The sequence below is a fragment of the Mycobacterium sp. NGS40 genome, from assembly GCF_059812735.1.
This window is the reverse complement of sequence record NZ_JCALDG010000005.1, coordinates 53,046-73,536: the sequence shown is the minus strand read 5'-3', so window position 1 is coordinate 73,536 and position 20,491 is coordinate 53,046. Positions and strand designations below refer to the sequence as shown.

At 67.7% G+C, this 20,491-nt stretch carries 1 protein-coding gene; it reads right to left on the bottom strand.

What is annotated here, in order from left to right:
• Position 1 precedes the first annotated feature (1 nt).
• Positions 2 to 20,362 carry a non-ribosomal peptide synthetase gene (locus AC5Y5O_RS09605; protein ID WP_500024837.1) on the bottom strand — a complete coding sequence of 6,787 codons (20,361 nt, stop codon included), beginning with the start codon at positions 20,360 to 20,362 and terminating at the stop codon, positions 2 to 4.
• Positions 20,363 to 20,491 lie beyond the last annotated feature (129 nt).

The window sequence follows — 20,491 nt, the reverse complement described above, 5'->3', positions numbered from 1 at the left end:
CTCAGCGCTGCGTCACCCTGGTGTGCAGATATAGCCCGAGTTGTTCGCCGTAGGTGCTCAGCGCATCGGCGGTCAGCATCTCGAGATGCGTGCTGTCGACCGAGTAGATCGCGATCTCTCCGGCGACGTACGGACGCCAAAGCCGCTGCTGGGACCGGGCCGCTCGCCCGGTTCGGAGGCCCCGCCACCGTGACCTTCCCCGCCTGTCGTCGGTTCTGCCCCGGGCGGCGGAGAAGATGACCATGTCACCGTCGAACACGCCGGGTACGTGGTCCAGCAGGTGTCGCTGGTTGGCCTGGACGCTGTGCACCATGAACTCCAGCAGCTGCTGGGGCGGCAGCGGGATCCCCGCTCCGTGCTGATGCACCAATTCTTCGGCTTGCCGGTATCCCAGCGGTCCGGACTGCGCGGGAATGTCGATCCGATTGGTCCGCAAGATGTGTTCCAGGATGTGGCTTTCATCCAGCGCCTGATTCTGTGCAATGGCCCGGTTGGCGTTGAGTCTCGCGACGAACTTGTTGGCGCTGAACACCGGGTCGATCAGCACCAGGCTCTCGACGACGCGGCCGCGCCGCTGCAGTTCGATCGCGAGTTCGTGGGCGACGACGCCGCCGAACGACCAGCCGAGCAGCTTGTAGGGCCCGTCGGGATAGCGGGCTTGGATCCGGTCTGCGTAGTTGGCCGCGAGACCGCGAATCGAAGCCGGCTCGGCCTCGCCGTCGTGCGAGATCTGGTTGATCCCGATGATCGGGCAATCCACGTACTCGCCCAGCGCGCGATACGCCCAGCTCAGTCCGAGGCCGTCGTGAATGCAGCACAGCGGTGCGCCGGAGCCCTCCTGGAAGACCTCGACTCCGACCACCTCCGCGGCGCTGTCCTGGGCGCCGAGCTGCTCACTGAGGTTTCGCACCGACGGGGCGTAGAACATGGTGCGCACCGGGAGGTGGACATCGAGAGCGGCGTTGATCGCGGCGATCACGCGCATCGCGGATAGCGAATCGCCGCCGAGATCGAAGAACGAGTCGTCGACGCCGACCCGCTCGATCCCCAGGACCTGGGCGTAGATCCCCGCGATGACCTGCTCGGTCTCGGTGTGCGGGGCCTGGAATGGCGTGGCGGCGAACACCGGCGCCGGAAGCGCCTTGCTGTCGATCTTGCCCGACGAGGTCAACGGGAACTCGTCGATCACCACGATCTGCGCCGGCACCATGTACTCGGGTAACCGCGCGCTCAGCCGCTGGCGCACCGCGCTGATCTCCATGTTGGTGTTGGGGTTGTTGGCGTGCGTGCCGCGCTGGTGGGTCTCGGCGCGGGGCAGGTAGAGGTCGGTCAGCGGAACACCGGCGGAGACGAGGAAGACGGCGTCAAGGCTGCCCGGCTCGGTGCCCCAGGTGACCGCGACCTGGTAGCCGGCGTTTTCGCCGAGGCGGTGCAGTTGTTCGGGAGTGACGCTGTCGGGGCCCGGCGGGGGCGGGGTGAGCGCATCGGCCAACGGCAGCCCGTCGGCGAGGGCGCGTTCGATGCGCACGTCGTCGGCCAGTCCGGCCCGCGGGATCCCGGTGACGCGCACCGCGGCGGGACGTTGCGAGGCCAGGCGGGTGTGCAGGCCGAGCAGGCCCGCGCATTCGCTCCACGTCCAGCTGGGCGCCGACGCCACGGAACGTACGGGCCCCGGGGTCTTGCGGATGACGACGTCGTAGCGGTACCGGTTGAGCTCGTTGTCGGCAACCCCGCGCTTGACCTGGATGTCGAGTCCGGCAGCGGACGGGTGGTCGGCGGCCCAGGTGGTGAAAAACTCTGGGGCCAAGAGTAATTCAGGTTCGCTGACGACGGCGCGGTGGACCCGCTGGCGGATCTCGGCGACGTCGGCGGTGGTGGTGCGGGCCAGCGCGACCCCGGTTTGGAAGGCGTCCTGCAGGGCGTGGTTACGGATGTCGCCGAGGAACAGTGCGCCGCCCGGCGCGAGCAGCTCCATGGCGTTGCCGATCACGTCGGCCAGGTATGCCGCGTTCGGGAAGTACTGGACGACCGAGTTGACGATGATCGTGTCGAAGTCGCCGGCACGCAATCCCTCGGTGACGTGGGCGGGCCGGGCCAGCAGCTGGACCCGATCGCGCCACGGGATCTGCAGCCGCTGTAGCGAACGGGTGAGGTTCTCGACGGCCACCGCCGACATATCGGTCGCGACGTAGCGCTCACAGTGCGGGGCGATCTGTGACAGCAGCAGCCCGGAACCGGCGCCGATCTCCAGTACCCGGCTGGGCCGCAGGCTCATGATCCGGTGCACCGTGGCCGCACGCCACTCGTACATCTCCTCTAACGGAATCGGCTCGCCGGTGTAGCTGCTGTTCCAACCCCGGAAATCCATGCCGAATTGCGGCACCGCGTCGTGGCCGTCGTACAGGTCGTCGTACACGTCCTGCCACTGGCCGACGATTTCGGCATCGTGGTCGGCGGTGCTGGTACGCCGCAGGGTGAGGTAAGCGACGAGATGCTCGCCGGCGTTGCCGTGGTGCACCATCGTGACGGCCTGGGTGACCTGCGGGCAGTCCAGCAACGCATTTTCGATCTCGCCGAGTTCGATGCGATAGCCGCGGATCTTGACCTGCTCGTCGGCGCGCCCGACATACCGCAACTGCCCCTCGGCGCTCCAGGACACCAGGTCGCCGGTGCGATACATCCGTGTCCCCGGCTCCCCGAAGGGGCACGCCAGGAACCGTGACGCCGTCAAGTCGGGCCGGCGCACGTATCCGTCGGCCAGCCCGGCACCGGCCACGTACAACTCCCCGACCACACCGGCCGGAACCCGGCGTAACCAATTGTCCAGCACGAAAAACGCCAGATGTGCCAGCGGACCGCCGATGGGGCTGACCGGGCTGTCCACATCGCCGTCGACGAGCTCCCGGAACGAGGCGTGCACCGTCGTCTCGGTGATGCCGTACATGTTGATCAGTCGTGGCGAGCGCGGATGCCTCTGCAACCACGTCCGAAGACGTTGTGGCTCAAGGGCTTCACCGCCGAACACCACGGTCTGAAGCTCCAGCTGTTCGGCGAGCTCGGCCGACAGCCTATCGGCGGTTTGCAGCGCATAGAACGCCGTCGGGGTTCGGCTCAGCACGCCGACGCGTTCGGCGACCAGCAGCGCGTGGAAGTCCTCGGGCGAACGGGCCACCGATTCGGGCACCACCACCAGGCGCCCGCCATAGAGCAGCGCACCCCAGATCTCCCACACCGAGAAGTCGAACGCCAGCGAATGGCATTGTGTCCAAGCCTGTTTCATCTCCAGCTCGCTTTCTAGCGAGTGCAGTAGGCGGGTCACGTTGCGGTGCGCGACGGCGACACCCTTCGGAGTGCCGGTGGTGCCCGACGTGTAGATGATGTAGGCGGTGTCATCGGGGGCAGGCATTGGCAGAGCGGTGCTCGGGTAACCGGAGATGCGGGGATCGTCGACCGAAATGACCGCCAGGTCGTGCCCGTCCAGACGGCCGGACAGCGCGGCGGTGGTGATCGCGGCGACCGGCTTGGCGTCGGCGACCATGAATCCGATGCGGGCGTCGGGGTGGGCCGGATCGATCGCCAGGTAGGCCGCCCCGGTTTTCAGCACCGCCAGGATCGCGATGATCGCCTCGGCCGAACGGGTAAACAGCAGTGCCACGGTCTGTCCCGGGGCGGCTCCGTGCGCGGTCAGCAGATGCGCCAACCGGTTCGCGTCCTCCTCGAGTTCCCGGTAGGTCATCGACAGTCCGGCGAAGGTGACGGCGAGCGCACCGGGAGTGCGTGCGACTTGCTCGGCCCAGCGCAGCGGGATCGACGCGACGTCGGAACTGCGCCCGCTCAGCACTGCCCGGTTGCCCCAACGGTCCAGGCGCTCATATTCTTCGGGTTCAAGGAGATCCGCCGACGACAGCCGTTGAGTTGGGTCGGTGGTGATGGCCACCAACACCCGTTGCAGGCGCTCGATCAGCGCACTGATGGTGGCCGCGTCGAACACGTCGGTGCGATATTCGACCGTCCCGCCGATCCCGGCCGGGTCACCGGCGTCGTCCCAGTGCTCGGCGAGGTGGAACACCAAATCCATTCGGGCGGTTTGGGTGTCCATCGGCAACTGAGCGACCTGCAGATCATCGAGGGTCAATCCGGTGGCGGAGTCGACCCGGGGTCCCGGGGCGCTCTGCCAGGCCAGCATCACCTGGATCAGCGGGTGATGGGTCAGGGAACGGGTGGGATTGATGCGCTCGACGAGCACCTCGAAGGGGACGTCTTGGTGCTCGTAGGCGGAAAGGCTGCGTCGGCGGACCTGCGCCAGCAGCTCGGCATAGGTGGGGTCACCGGCCACCTCGACGCGCAACACCAGGGTGTTGACGAAGAAGCCGACAAGTTCGTCGAGCGCGGGGTCACGCCGCCCGGCGATCGGGAAGCCCACCGCCACATCGCAACTGGCGCTGACCGCCGAGAGCAGTACCGCCAGGGCGGCCTGGATCACCATGAAGCTGGTCGCGTTGTGCTCGCGGGCGGTCTCGCGGATGCGCTGTTGCAGCTCGGCCGGCCACTGCAACGCCACGTGGGAGCCGCGGTAATCGGCGACCAGCGGGTAAGGCCGATCGGTGGGCAGCTGCAAGCGCTCGGGCATTCCGGCCAGCGCGTGTTCCCAGTAGGCCAGCTGCGCGGCGATCGGGCTGCCGGCGTCGGCCAGATCACCGAATTGTTTGCGCTGCCACAGCGTGTAGTCGACGTACTGCACCGACAGCGGCGCTTGTTGCGGGTTCCGGTGCTGTCGTCGAGCCCGGTAGGCTTCGCCGATGTCTCTGACCATCGGCGCCAGCGACCATCCGTCAAAGGCAATGTGGTGCACCACAATCCCGATGTAGTATTCCTCGGCTGTGACCGAGTAGATCTGGGCACGAATCGGGATCTCGGCCGACAAATCGAACCGGTAGTTCGCCAATGCCACCATTTCGGAGACCATGTGGTGGCGCGCCAGCGGTACCACCGCGTCGCGGCCGCGCCGCCACATTCCCGCCGCGGCCGGTAGCACCTCCTGGTAGGGGACGCCGTCGATCTCGACGAAAATGGTGCGCAGTGATTCGTGCCGCGCGATCACGTCGTCGAGGGCCGCGTCCAGTGCCTCGATGTCCAGTGACCCGCTGATCCGGAACGCGGTCGGCATGTTGTAGGTCGCGACCCCGCCCTCGAACTGATACAGGAACCACAACCGGGATTGCGCGAACGACAGCGGAATCAGGGCCGGCCGCTGACCTGCGACCAGCGGCTGACGCCGCCCGGTTCGGTCGGTGCCGATGCGGGGTGCCAACCGCGCGATGGTGGGTGCGTCGAACAAGGTGTGCACTTCGAGGCCGGCGTCGAGAGCGGAGTTGATCGCGGTGATCAGGCGCATCGCCGAGAGCGAGTCGCCGCCGAGGTCGAAGAAGGAGTCGTCGGTGCCGACGTGCTCGAGCCCCAGGACTTGGGCGTAGATGCCGGTCAGGATTTCCTCGACGGCATTGGTCGGGGCGCGGTAGTTGCTACGGTCGTGGTAGTCCGGCGCCGGTAAGGCGCGGACATCGAGCTTGCCGTTTGTGGTCAGCGGCAATGCCTCGAGTGCCACGATGGCAGCCGGGATCATGTAGGCAGGAAGCCTGTCCGCCAACGCATTTCGCAGCACGGCGGGGTCGGCCGTTCCGGTGATATACCCGACCACACGGGTGGTGGCGGGCGCGTCCTCGCGGGTGATGACCGCGGCTTGTTCGACGCCGTCCAAATTGGCCAGCGCGGTTCGGATTTCACCCAGCTCGATACGGTAGCCGCGGATCTTGACCTGCTCGTCGGCGCGCCCGACGTAGTCCAGCTGCCCGTCGGGATGCCAACGGACCAGGTCTCCGGTGCGATACATTCGTGCACCGCGCTCGCCGAAGGGGCAGGGCACAAATCGTGATGCCGTCAATGCCGGTCGGTGCAGGTATCCGCATGCCACGCCGTCGCCGGCGACATACAACTCACCGACCACGCCGATGGGGACCGGGCGCAGCCAGTCGTCAAGCACGAACAGCGCCGCGGTCGAAACCGGTCCGCCGATGGGCGCCGTCCCCGACCCCGCCGTCAGGGGCGCACTCATCGAGGCGTAGACGGTGACTTCGGTGGGGCCGTAGGCGTTGATCACCACGCGGCCGTCCGCCCATTGGTCCACGACGTCGGCGGGGCAAGCCTCGCCGCCCAGCAACACCGCCATCGAGCCCAATCGGTCTGGCGTCAATGTCGCTGCGGCTGAGGGGGTTTGGGTGAGAACCGTGACCCGTTCATTGACGAGTAGATCGTGGAAGTCCTCGGGTGAGGCGGCTACCGACTCCGGCACCACGACGAGGCGTCCGCCGCCGAGCAGGGCGGCCCAGATCTCCCACACCGAGAAGTCGAAGCCGTAGGAGTGACACTGCGTCCACACCTGTGCCAGCGGCAGGTGTGTGGGCGTCGAGCTGACCAGGTGGGCCAGGTTGCGATGAGTGACCGCAACACCTTTGGGAACACCGGTGGTGCCGGAGGTGTAGATCAGGTACGCGATATTGTCGGGCGACGGTGCCGCCGGCGGGGTGGCGGGCTGGGTGTGCACGACGGGGTCGTTGACGTCGACGATCGATACGTCGTAGCCGTCGAGTCGCGGGCGCAGATCGTCGGTGGTGAGCGCCGCGATCGGGGTGGCGTCGGCGAGCATGAACCCGATCCGTGCGTCGGGCAGCGCCGGGTCGATCGCCAGATAGGCCGCTCCGGTCTTGAGCACCGCGAGCATCGCGACAATGGCTTCAGGTGAGCGCGTAAACAGCAGTGCCACAAACTGTCCCGGGCCGGCACCGTGGCCGGCCACCAGGTGCGCAAGCCGGTTGGCCGCCGCATCCAGCTCGCGATAGCTGTGCGAGCGTCCCCGGAAGCTCACCGCCACCGCATCCGGGTCGCGTTGTACGTGCTCGGCGAATAACTCGGGGATCGACACCGGCGTGGCCGCGCGCCGGGCCAACATCGCCCGGTTGCCGACCTCATCCATCAGGGCCTGCTCGTCGGAGTCCAACAGCTGAACCGACGACAACCTGCGGGTGGGTGCGGTGGTCATGGCCAGGAGTACGTCGTGCAGCTGCGGGATGAGGGTGTCGATGCTGTCCGCCGCGAAGATGTCGGTGTTGTATTCGACGCGCAGCCCGAGTTCCTTGCCGGGCATGGCTTGCAGCGTCAGGGGGTAGTGGTTGTATTCGCGCGCGGTCATCTCGGTGATGGCCAGCCCGTCGACACCGGCGAGGCTGGCGGCGTCGACAGGGTAGTTCTCGAACACGAACAACGTGTCGAAGAGTTGGTCGTGACCCGTCACGCGGTGGATCTCGGACAGCGCCAGGTGCTGGTGCTCGAGGGTGTCGTTGTTGGCGCGATGCAGTTGGTTGAGCAGGTCGGCGGTGGTGGTCAGTGGCGTGCAGTTGGCCCGCACCGGGACCGTGTTGATCAGCAGGCCCACCATCGAATCCGCGCCGGGGAGCTCGGTGGGACGGCCGGAGACCGCGGTGCCGAAGGCGACGTCGTGCTGACCGGTCAGCCACATCAGCAGCTGTGCCCAGCCGACCTGCAACACCGTATTGAGCGTGGTGTGATGTGCGCGAGCCAGGTCACTCAGCGACTGGGTCATCTGTTCGCCGACCCGAGATGTCCGTACCCCTCTGCGCCCCAGCCCGATTCGCGCTGGTGGACCCACCAGGGTGGGAATCTCGAACCCCGCGAACGCCGCTCGCCAGGCCGCTTGCGCGGCACCGATGTCTCGTTCGGCCAGCCAACTGACGAACCGGCGGTAGGGCGTGGGTGCGGGGAGTCGATGCCCGAAATAGCCGGCGAAGATCTCCTGGGCCAGGATCGGTAACGACCAGCCATCCAGCACGATGTGGTGGTTGGTGAGCAAAAGTCGATGGCGATCCTTGGCGGTGTGGATCAATGCGACCCGGAATGCCGGTGGCTCAGTGAGATTGCAGACCGCGCTACGTTCGGCGGCGGACACTTGCCCGACGGACTGCGCATCATCGCCGAGTTCGATGTATTGCCACGCCGGCACCGGATCGGCCGGGATGACCTGGACCGGTTCGTCGAATTCACGGCAGAAGCGGGCGGCCAGGTTGGGGTGGCGGCCGACCACGGTGTGTACTGCCCGGCGCAACCGGTCAGGGTCCAGCGGGCCGGTGATGGTGATGCCGAGTTGCATGGCGTAGACATCGTCGGTGTTGCCGTGGATTGTGTTGGCGTGGAACAGCAGTCCCTGCTGCAGCGGGGTGAGCGGCAGGATATCGGCGGTGGGGTCCTGCCGGCACAACTCGTCGATCTGCTGCTGATTCAGTTGCGCCGGGACGATATCGGACGGGGTCAGTCCGCCGCCACCGCGCTGGACGTGAGCGCAGATTCCCGCCAGGGCGTCGAACCACAGCTGGCTGAGCCGGCTGATCTGCGCCTCACCGATCGCCGAGGGCGCCCAGGTCCAGTTCGCGTGCAGCGCAGGTCCGGCGTCGGTGTCCAGCGTGCTCGCGTTGAGTTCGACGGTGTGCCCCAACGGCATTGGAATCGCAGCCGATGCCGCGGCCATCGAGAGCCCGTCTTGGCTGATCTGCCACAGGTCGTCGGAGAGTTCGGCCGCGCCGCCGAGCCGCCCGAGATAGTTGAACCCGATTGCCGGGTCGGGCCCGGTCAGGTCGACCTCGGGGTTAAGATAGCGCAGCAGCCCGTAGGTGAGTCCGTCCGGCAGCGCGCGCAGTTGTTCTTTTGCATCCTTGATCAGCGCACCCAGCGGCGGGTCGCCGGCGCGCACCCGCGTCCAGTTCAGGCCGTCGACACTCAGTGCCACCGGGTATTTGGTGGTGAACCAGCCCACGATGCGCGACAGGTCCACATCGTCGGCCAGCTCCTCGTGTCGGCCGTGGCCCTCGACTTCGATGCCGATCGGCGAGTCGCTGTTCAGAAACTCTGCCCAGGCCATTGCGAACGCGATCAACAGAATGTCTTGCACGCCGGCGTGAAACGCGGCGGGCACCTCCCCCAGCAGCATTCGGGTGGTCTCGATGTCCAGCTCCACCGCCAGCTGGCCGGCACTTGCGTAGGTGTCGACGTCGGGGTTTGGTGCGGGAATCGCGGCCGGGGTCGCCAGCGCGCGCGTCCAGGCGTCGGCCTGCTCGACGACCGCCGCGGCGCGCGCGTATTCGGACAGCAGTGACGACCAGCGGGCGAACGACGTTCCGCCGGCGGGTAGCGCGATCGGTTGCCCGTTGTGCTGCTGACCCCAGGCGATATTGATATCCTCCAACAGGATTCGCCATGACACCGCATCGACGGCCAGGTGATGGATGATCAGCATCAGCTGACCGGTGCGGGTCGCCCACACGGCGCTCAACATCGCCCCGGCGGCCGGGTTCAGCCGCGCCCGGGCCGCGACCAGCGCCGATTCGGACAGTTCGTCGACGGTGTCCAGGCACCCGCGGGCATCCGCCGAACCGACCTCGGGTACTTCCAGGGAGCCGTCGGTGGCTACGCGCAACCGCAGCATGGCGTGCCGATCGAGCAACGCCTGGAGAACGAGCACCACGTCGTCCTCGGTCACCGCGGCGGGCGCCTGCACCACCAATGCCTGGTTGAAATCCTCGACCGGACCGTCGGTGTTCAGCAGCCAGCGCATAATCGGGGTAGCCACCGCGGGCCCGACGCCGTCATCGACGATCACTTGATCGCGGGCCACCGTGGCAACCTGGGCCAGCCGCGCGACCGTCTGTTCGACGAAAATGTCGCGCGGACGGCATACCACACCGGCCGCCCGCGCCCGGGCGACCACTTGCATCGACAAGATGCTGTCGCCGCCCAGATCGAAGAAGGAATCGTCGACCCCGACCCGCTCCAGGCCGAGGACTTGGGCGTAGATCGTGGCCAGGATTTCCTCGGTGGCGCTACCAGGAGCGCGGTAGCGATCCACATCGCGATACTCCGGAGCCGGCAGGGCGCGGGTGTCGAGTTTCCCGTTGACCGTCAACGGCAGCGCGTCGATCAGCACCACCGCCGACGGGATCATGTACGGCGGCAGCCGATCGGCCAGCGCCGCGCGTATCTGAGCGGGGTCGGCGGTGCCGGTGATGTAGCCGACCAGGCGGGCAGTGCCGGGGCGGTCTTCGCGGGTGACCACCACCGCCTGGTCCACGCCGTCCAAACTGGCCAGCGCTGACCGGATCTCGCCGAGCTCGATGCGGTAGCCGCGGATTTTGACCTGCTCGTCGGCACGCCCGAGGTAGTCGAGCTGTCCGTCCGCCCGCCATCGCACCAGGTCTCCGGTGCGATACATCCTTTGTCCAGGCGATCCCGGTTCACCGAAGGGGCACGCAATGAACCGTGCTGCCGTCAGGCCGGCTCGTCCGACATACCCGCACGCCACGCCGTCGCCGGCGATGTACAACTCGCCGACCACGCCAATGGGCACTGGGCGCAACCAGCCATCGAGGACGAACAGCGCAGCTGTCGACACCGGCGCACCGATCGGTACCACTGCCGTGTCCGGCGCCAACGGGGCGCTCATCGATGCGTACACGGTGGCCTCGCTGGGGCCGTAGGCGTTGATCACCACGCGACCGTGCGCCCATTGCCGCACCACCTCGGCCGGGCAGGGCTCGCCGCCGAGCAGCACCGCCGTCGACTCCAATTGCCGCGGCGCCAACGCCGCTATCGCAGAAGGAGTTTGGGTCAGCACATTGACACGCTCGGTGACGAGCAGGGCGTGGAAGTCGTCCGGTGAGGTCGTCACCGCCTCGGGCACCACCACCAGCCGGGCTCCGCCGAGCAGGGCGGCCCAGATCTCCCACACCGAGAAGTCGAACGCATACGAGTGGCACTGCGTCCACACCTGGTCGCGCGGCAGCTCTCGCGGTGTCGACTCCGCCAAGTGCGCCAGGTTGCGGTGCGTGACCGCCACCCCCTTGGGAGTGCCGCTGGTACCCGAGGTGTAGACGAGGTAGGCGATCTCGTCGGCCGACGGCGCCGGCAGCGCGGTTCCGGGCTGAATGCCCACCGCGGGGTCGTCGATGCTGATCACCGCGAGGTCGTGACCGTCCAATCGGTGCAGCAGCTGCCGGGCGGTGATCGCGGCGGACGGCGCGGCATCGGTGAGCATGAAGCCGATCCGAGCGTCGGGCAGCGCCGGGTCGATCGCCAGGTAGGCAGCACCCGTCTTCAGCACCGCGAGCATCGCGACGATCGCCTCGGCCGAGCGCTCCATCACGAGCGCCACACACTGTCCAGCCCGCACGCCGTTAGCAATCAGCAAGTGCGCCAATCGGTTCGAGGCCTCATCGAGGCCGCGATAAGTCAACGAGTCGCCCTCGAAGGTGATCGCCACCGCTTCGGGTGCGCGGGCCACATGTGCGGCGAACAGTGCCGGGACCGACTTCGCGGTCGCGGCAGGCCGGGTCAATATGGCGCGGTTGCCGATCTCGTCGAGGCGGCCGCGCTCGCCCACATCCAGCAACCGGATCGAGGAGAACCGCCGGGTGGGGTCGGTGGTGACGGCTTCCAGCACCCGCTCGAATCGCCGGGTCAGGGTATGGATACTGTCGGCGTCGAACACGTCGGTGCGATACTCCACCGTCCCGCGGATACCGGCAGGCTCACCGGCGCGGGTCCAACGTTCCACCAGTGAGAACGCCAAATCCATTCGTGCGGTGCGGGTTTCAATCGGCAGCGGGGTGGCCCGGACTTCACCTAGCGCCAACGCGGCGGCGGGGTCGTCGCCGTACAGGTTCTGCCAGCCCAACATCACCTGGACCAGCGGGTGATGCGCGAGGCTGCGGGAAGGGTTGAGGCGTTCGACGAGAACTTCGAAGGGTACGTCCTGGTGTTCGTAGGCGCTCAGGCTGCGCTGGCGGACCTGGGCCAGTAGCTCGATGATGGTGGGATCGCCGTTGACCTCGACGCGCAGCACCAGGGTGTTGACGAAGAAGCCCACCAGCTCATCGAGTGCCACCTCGCGGCGCCCCGCGATCGGGAAGCCCACGGCGACATCGGAACTCGCGCTGACGGATGCCAGCAGCACGGCGAGGGCGGCTTGCACCACCATGAAGCTGGTCGCGTTGTGCTCGCGGGCCAGCGTACGCACCCGCTGCTGCAATTCGGCCGGCCACTCGATGTCCACGGTCGCGCCGCGCTGGTCGGCCACCGCCGGGTAGGGCCGATCGGTGGGAAGCGTCAAGCGTTCGGGTATTCCGGCCAGCTCGTCTTGCCAGTAGGACAGCTGGGTGGCGATGGGGCTGCCGGGGTCGTCCAGACGGCCGAACTGCGCGTGCTGCCACAGTGTGTAATCGGCGTATTGCACCGGCAATTGCATCCAGGCCGGTGGTTGTCCGGCACACCGCGCGGCGTACGCCACGCCCAGATCGCGTACCAGCGGGGCGACCGAGGAGCCGTCGGCGGCGATGTGGTGAACCACGCCGACCAGTACGTGCTCATCGGTGGCCAGGTGGAAAAGAGTTGCGCGTAGCGGGATTTCGTTTGTCAGATCGAAGGTGTATCCCGCTGCGGCCTCGAACGCCGCGTCCTGCTTCGCGGTGGTCCAGTCGCGGGCATCGACCACCTGCCAGGTGAACTCGGCGCGCTCGGCGGCCACCACCACCTGCTGGGGGACGCCGTCGGGCGCCACATACAGCGTCCGCAAGCTCTCGTGCCGGGCGACCACATCGCCGAGCGCGGCTCCGAGCGCGTCGACATCGAGGCGACCGGACAACCGCAACGCGACCGCCATGTTGTAGACGGGGGACGGCCCTTGCAACTGATCCAGGAACCACAACCGGGATTGGGCGAAGGACAGCGGCACCACCGCGGGTCGCGACCAGGCCGCCAATGGCTCCAGCCATCCTCGACCGGTCCCGACACGCGGTGCCAGCCGGGAGATCGTCGGGGCATCGAACAGGGTGTGCACCTGCAGACCTGCGTCGAGGCCCGAGTTGATCGTGGCGATCAGGCGCATCGCCAGCAGCGAGTCGCCGCCGAGGTCGAAGAAGGAATCGTCGACACCGACCTGTTCGACACCGAGGACTTGCGCGTAAATGCCGGCGAGGATCTCCTCGATGGCCGTAGACGGGGCGCGGTGATCGCCGCCGATACCCTGATATTCGGGTGCGGGCAGGGCACGGATGTCGAGCTTGCCGTTGGGCGTACGCGGCAGTGTCTCCAGGGCGACCAACGCGGACGGCACCATGTAGGACGGCAGCCGCTCGACCAGTGCGCTGCGCAGCGCGGCCGTGTCGGCGGATCCGGTGACGTAGCCGACGAGCCGTTTGGCGCCGAGGCGGTCCTCGCGGGTGATCACCACGGCCTGTTCGACGCCGTCGAGGCTGGCCAGGGCGGTTTGAATTTCGCCGAGTTCGACCCGGTAACCGCGGATCTTGACCTGATCGTCGGCACGGCCCAGGTAGTCGAGTTGCCCGTCGTCGCGCCAGCGCACCATGTCTCCGGTGCGATACATCCGATCGCCCGGTCGTCCGTAAGGGCATGCGACAAAACGGGATGCGGTCAACTCGGTGCGGCCTAGATATCCACCTGCCACGCCCGCCCCGGCCACATACAACTCGCCGACCACTCCGGGTGACACCCGGCGCAACCAGCCGTCGAGGACGAACAGGGCCGCGGTCGATACCGGCGCTCCGATCGGGACGACGGCGGTGCCCGGTGTCAGCGGGGCGCTCATCGAGGCGTACACGGTGGCTTCGGTGGGGCCGTAGGCATTGATCACCACCCGGCCGGGCGCCCACTGATCCACCACCTCCGCGGGGCATGCCTCCCCTCCCAGCAGCACCGCTACCGACTCGAGGCCCTGCGGAGTCAAGGCCGCTGCGGCCGAGGGTGTTTGGGTGAGCACGTTGACCCGTTCGCGCACCAGCAGGGCGTGGAAGTCCGGTGGCGAGCTGGTCACCGCCTCGGGTACCACCACCAGGCGGCCACCCCCGAGCAGCGCGGCCCAGATCTCCCATGCCGAGAAATCGAAGCCATAGGAATGGCATTGCGTCCACACCTGTGGCACGGGCAGCGCAGCGGGCGTCGACTCGGCCAGGTGGGCCAGGTTGCGATGAGTGACCGCAACACCTTTCGGGACACCAGTGGTGCCGGAGGTATAGATCAGGTAAGCGACGTCGTCCGGCGACGGCGTTGCTTCTGGCGCACTGGCGGGTTGCAGAACGACGGCGGGGTCGTCGACGTCGATGATCGGTAGGTCGTGCCCGCGCAGCCGCGGCCGCAGGCCCGCAGTGGTGAGCGCGGCGACGGGCGCGGCATCGGTGAGCATGAACTCGATGCGGCTGTCGGGATGCGCGGGGTCGATCGCGAGGTACGCCGCGCCGGTCTTGAGCACCGCCAGCATAGCGACGATGGCCTCGGCAGAGCGTGAAAAAAGCAGTGCCACCGAATGTCCCGGGCGAGCACCCTGGTCGGCGAGCAGATGCGCCATCCGGTTGGCGGACTCGTCCAATTCGCGGTAGGTGATCGAGTGGCCGTCGCAGGTGATCGCGATCGCATCGGGGGTGCGTACGGCCTGCGCGGTGAACAGCTGCGGAATCGGCTTGGGAGCGGGACCATGTCGCGTCAGCGCCGCTCGGTTGCCGAGCTCGTCGAGCCGGGCGTGTTCGGCGTCGTCCAGCAGCTGGATCGAGGACAGCCGTTGTTCCGGATCCGCGGTCATCGCCGCCAGTACCCGGTGCAACCGCCCGATCAGCGCCTCAACGGTTTTCGCGTCGAATAGCTCGGTGTCGTATTCCACGCGCAGGCCGAGTTCGTCGGCGGGCATCGCCTGCAGGGTCAGCGGGTAGTGGTTGAATTCGCGGGCGGTCATCGCGGTGATGGCCAAGCCGCCGCCGAGCGCGGTGGACGTGTCGATGGGGTAGTTCTCGTAGACGAACAGGGTGTCGAAGAGTTGGTCGTGGCCTGCGGCGCGCTGGATTTCGGTCAGCGCCAGGTGCTGGTGGTCGAAGGTGTGGTTGTTGGCGCGGTGCAGCTGATCCAGCACGTCGGCGGTGGTGGTGACCGCGGTGCTGGTGGCCCGCACCGGCACGGTGTTGATCAGCAGGCCGACCATCGAATCGGAGCCGGCCAGCTCGGGCGGGCGGCCCGAGACAGCGGTGCCGAAGACGACGTCGCGCTGGCCGGTCAGCCACATCAGCACCTGCGCCCAGCCGGCCTGCAACACGGTGTTGACGGTGGTGTGATGCGCGCGGGCCAGCGCGCCCAGCGCGTGGGTAGTCTGCTCCGACAAGGCCGAACCGGCGCTGCCGCGGCGTCCGGGCCGCACCCGACCCGGCGGGCCCACCAGGGTGGGCGAATCCAAGCCGGCCAACACTTCTCGCCAGGCCAGCTCCGCGGCGCCGACGTCTCGTTCGGCCAGCCAGGCGACGAACCTCCGATAGGACCTGGCCGCGGGTAGCCGCTGCCCGTGGTAGCCGGCGAAGATCTCCTGCGCCAGGATGGGCAATGACCAGCCATCCAGCACGATGTGGTGATTCGTCAGCACACAGCGGTACACGTCGTCGCCGGTGCGGATCAACGCGACCCGGAATGCCGGCGGTTCGGTCAGATCGCAGACCGCGGTGCGTTCGGCGGCACAGATCTGCTGGATTCGCTCCTCGGAGCTCAGCACGTAGAACCGCCAGGCCACAACGGGATTGACGAGCATGACCTGCACCGGCTCGTCGAACTGCCGACAGAATCGGGCGGCCAGGTTGGGGTGCCGGTTGACCACTGTACGCACCGCTTCGTGCAGCCGGTCCGCATCGAGCGGCCCCGCGATGGTGAGATCCAGCTGCATCGCGTACAGGTCGTCGGTGTTGTCGTTCGCGGCGCTGGCGTGGAAGAGCAGCCCCTGCTGCAGCGGGGTGAGCGGCAGGACGTCGGCGACGTGGTCTTGCCGGCACAGCTCGTCGAGCTGCTGCTGGGTCAGGCGGGCCGGGAGAATATCCGACGGTGTCAGCCCGCCTCCGCCGCGGCGAACGTGTGCGCAGATCCCCGTCAACGCGTCGAACCACAACGCGCTGAGGCGGTCGACCTGCTCGCCGCCGAGCACCGAGGGCGCCCATGTCCACGTCGCCTGCAGGCGTGGACCGGTGTCGGTATCAATGGTGACGGCATTGAGTTCTACGCTGTGTCCCAACGGCATTGGGATCGCCGAGGCGGTGGTCGCCACCGCTGCGCCGTCCCGGCTGACCCGCCACAGATCGTCGGACAGCTCGGCGGCGCCAGCGCCGAGTCGTCCGAGGTAGTTGAACGCGATCGCGGGGTCGGTTCCGGTCAGCTCGGCGTCGGGATTGAGATAACGCAGCAGCCCGTAGCTGAGCGGATCGGGCAGCGCCCGCAGTTGTTCCTTGGCGTCCTTGACCGCCGCACCCAGCGCGGGATCACCGGCAATCAGCTGCGCCCAATCCAGATCGCCGATGCGCAGCGCCACCGGGTATTTCGTGGTGAACCACCCCACCGTGCGGGACAAGTCGACACCGGCGGCCAATTCGTCGTGGCGGCCGTGGCCTTCGACATCGATACCGATGGCCGCGCCGGTGTCCAAGAACTCCGCCCAGGCCAAGCCGAACGCGATCAACAGAATGTCTTGTACGCCTGCGTGAAACGCCGCGGGGACCTCGGTGAGCAGCATGCGGGTCGTCTCGGCATCGAGTTCGGCCGACAACTGTCCCGCGCTGGCGTAGGTGTCCAGCTCGGGCCGGGGTGCCGGCAATGCGTTCGGCACGGCGGCGACCTGCCGCCACGCGTGCGCGCTTCGAAGCACCGCCGCGGAGTGGGCGTGCTCATCGAGCAGCGAAGCCCACCGGGCGAACGAGGTCCCGGGCGCCGGCAGTGTTATCGGCTGCCCGCTGCGGTGCTGGGCCCACGCGATATTGATGTCCTCCAACAGGATTCGCCACGACACCCCGTCGACGGCCAGATGGTGAGCGATCAGTACCAACTGGGACGTCGAGGTGATCCACAGCGCGCTCACCATCGTCCCGCTGCCCGGATCCAACCGCTCACGCGCCCGCACCAGCACCTCATCGGAGAGCACTTCCACGGATTGCAGACAGCTCCGCGCGTCGACCGCTCCGGCCTCGCGCACCTGCAACGACCACGCATCGCCGACCCGTAGCCGCAGCATCGCGTGCCGATTCAGCAGGGCTTGCAACACCATTGCCACGTCGGCCTCGGTCACGCCCGCCGGTGCCTGCACGACGACCGTCTGGTTGAACTGCGCGACCGGGCCGTCGACGTCGCGCAGCCATCGCATGATCGGGGTGGCCACCACCGGTCCGATGCCCGCATCGTCGCCGGCGGCTTCGTCGTCGACCACGCTGGCCACCCGGGCCAGCCGCGCCACGGTCTGCTCGACGAAAATGTCACGCGGACGGCACAACACACCGGCCGCGCGCGACCGGGCAACCACTTGCATCGACAAGATGCTGTCGCCGCCCAGGTCGAAGAACGAGTCATCGATGCCGACGCGTTCGAGGCCGAGGACTTGGGCGTAGATACCGGCCAGGATTTCTTCGATAGCGTCCGCGGGGGCGCGATAGCGACCGGCATCCTCGTAATCGGGTGCGGGCAGCGCGCGGGTGTCGAGTTTTCCGTTGACGGTCAGCGGCAGCGCGTCCAGCACGACGATCGCCGACGGGACCATGTACGCCGGAAGCTGCTCGGCCAGCGCGGCGCGCAGCCCGGCCGGGTCGGCCGTCCCCGTGACGTAGGCGACGAGCCGGGTGGCGGCGCGCTCGTCGCGGGTGACGACGACGGCCTGATCCACGCCGCCGAGGGCGGCGAGCGCGGTTTGGATTTCGCCGAGTTCGATTCGGTAGCCGCGGATTTTGACCTGCTCGTCGGCGCGGCCGAGGTAGTCGAGTTGCCCGTCGGCGCGCCAGCGCACCAGGTCGCCGGTGCGGTACATCCGGGTGCCGGGTTCGCCGTACGGGCAGGCGATAAATCGCGAGGCCGTCAACTCGGCCCGGCCGAGGTATCCGTACGCCACCCCGGTGCCGGCGACGTACAGCTCGCCGACCACTCCGGCCGGTACCGGGCGCAGCCAGGGGTCCAATACGAACAGCGCCGAGGTGGCCACGGGTACGCCGATGGGTGCGGCGCCCGATCCCGCCGCGAGAGGGTTGCTCATCGAGGCGTAGACGGTGGCTTCGGTGGGGCCGTACGCGTTGATCACCATCCGCCCGTGCGCCCACTGATCCACCACCTCGGCGGGGCAGGCCTCCCCGCCGAGGAGCAGCGACACCGACTCCAGCCCGTCCGGAGTCAATGCCGCTGCAGCGGAGGGGGTTTGGGTGAGCACGTTGACGTGTTCGGCAACCAACAAAGCATGGAAGTCGTGCGGCGAGGCCGCCACTACTTCGGGGACGACGACCAATCGTCCGCCGCCGAGCAGGGCGGCCCAGATCTCCCAGACCGAGAAGTCGAATCCGTAGGAGTGGCATTGCGTCCATACCTGCATCACCGGCAGCTGGCTGGGCGTGGACACCGCGAGGTGGGCCAGGTTGCGGTGGCTGACCGCAACACCTTTGGGTACACCGGTGGTGCCCGACGTGTAGATCAGGTACGCGATGTCGTCAGGCGAGGGCGCCGGCAGCGCCGTCGCCGGCTGCGATCCCACGACAGGGTCATCGATGTCGATGACCGCGAGGTTGTAATCGCTGAGCCGCGGTCCCAGCTCCGCGGTGGTGACGACGGCGACCGGCGCGGCGTCGGTGAGCATGAACCCGATTCGCGCGTCGGGATGCGCCGGATCCATCGGCAGATACGCTGCCCCCGTCTTCAGCACCGCCAGCATCGCGACAACAGCATCGGTGGAACGCGAAAATAACAGCGCCACAATCGTTCCCGGCCCAGCACCTCGGGTGGCCAGTAGATGTGCCAGCCGGTTGGCGGATGCGTCGAGTTCGCGATAGCTCAGTGACCTGCCCGCGTAAGTAATGGCTACCGCGTCCGGGGTGCGCTGCGCATGCTCGCCGAAGAATTCCGGCACCGACACCGCCACCGGCGCGGGCAGTGCCAACATCGTGCGGTTACCCAAGATATCCAGCCTGGCATGCTCGTCGGCGCCCAATAGCTGGATCGACGAGAGGCGTTGCGCCGCATCGGATGTCATAGCCGTTAACACCCGCTGAAGGCGCTCGGCCAATTCCTCGATGCTGTCGGCGTCGAATACGTCGGTGCGATATTCAATCGTGCCGGAAATCCCGGCCGGCTCACCGGCCGCGGTGAAGAGTTCGGTCAAGGAGAACGACACGTCCATGCGTGCGGTGTGGGTATCGATCGGGAGCGCCGTGGCCTTCACATCGCCCAGTCGCAGCTCGGCGGGCTGGGCGTTTTGCCAGCCCAGCATCACCTGGATCAGCGGGTGATGTGCCAGGCTTCGGGTCGGGTTCAACCGTTCGACCAGCACCTCGAACGGTAGGTCGTGGTGTTCGTAGGCGGCCAGGCTGCGCTGGCGAACCTGCGCCAGCAGCTCGGCGACGGTGGGATCGCCGGTCACGTCGATGCGCAGTACCAGGGTGTTGACGAAGAAGCCCACCAATTCGTCCAGTGCCGGGTCAGGGCGCCCGGCGATCGGAAAGCCAACGGCCACATCCGAACTCGCGCTGACGGCCGACAGCAGTACCGCCAGCGCCGCCTGGGCCACCATAAAGCTCGTCGCGTTGTGTTCGCGGGCCACCTCGTGTACCCGCCGCTGTAACTCGGCCGGCCACTGCAACGCCACCGTGGCGCCGCGCTGATCCGCGACCGCCGGGTACGGCCGGTCGGTCGGCAGTGCAATGCGCTCGGGCATCCCGGCCAGGGCGTCACGCCAGAACGCCAGCTGGGCGGCGATCGGGCTGTCGGGATCGGCCAGATCACCGAACCGCGTGTGCTGCCATATCGCGTAATCGGGGTACTGCACCGGCAATTCGGTCCAGGCGGGCGCTTGTCCTCGGCATCGGGCGGCATACGCCTGACCCAGATCGCGCACCAGCGGAGCGATCGACCACCCGTCGGCGGCGATATGGTGCACGACACCCACCAGCACGTGCTCGTGATCGCTGCGCCTGAACAGGGTGGCCCGAAGGGGCAGTTCGGCAGACAGGTCGAAGCGGTGACCCACCGTGGCGTCGATGGCGTCGTCGAAAAGAGTCGCGGACCATCGGGTGGAATCGACGAAGCGCCAGCCGAACTCGGCCCGGTCGGGATCCAGCACGACCTGCCGCGGGATGCCGTCGGGTGCCGAGAAGACCGTTCGCAGACTTTCATGGCGCGCCACCACGTCACCCAGTGCCGCGGCCAGCGCGTCGACATCGAGGCTTCCGGACAGCCGCAACGCCACGCCATGTTGTACACGGCGGACGGTCCTTGCAGCTGATCCAGGAACCACAACCGAGATTGGGCATACGACAGCGGCACCACCGCCGGTCGTTCGAGAGCGACCAGCGGCTCACGGCGGCTCGCCGGCGCG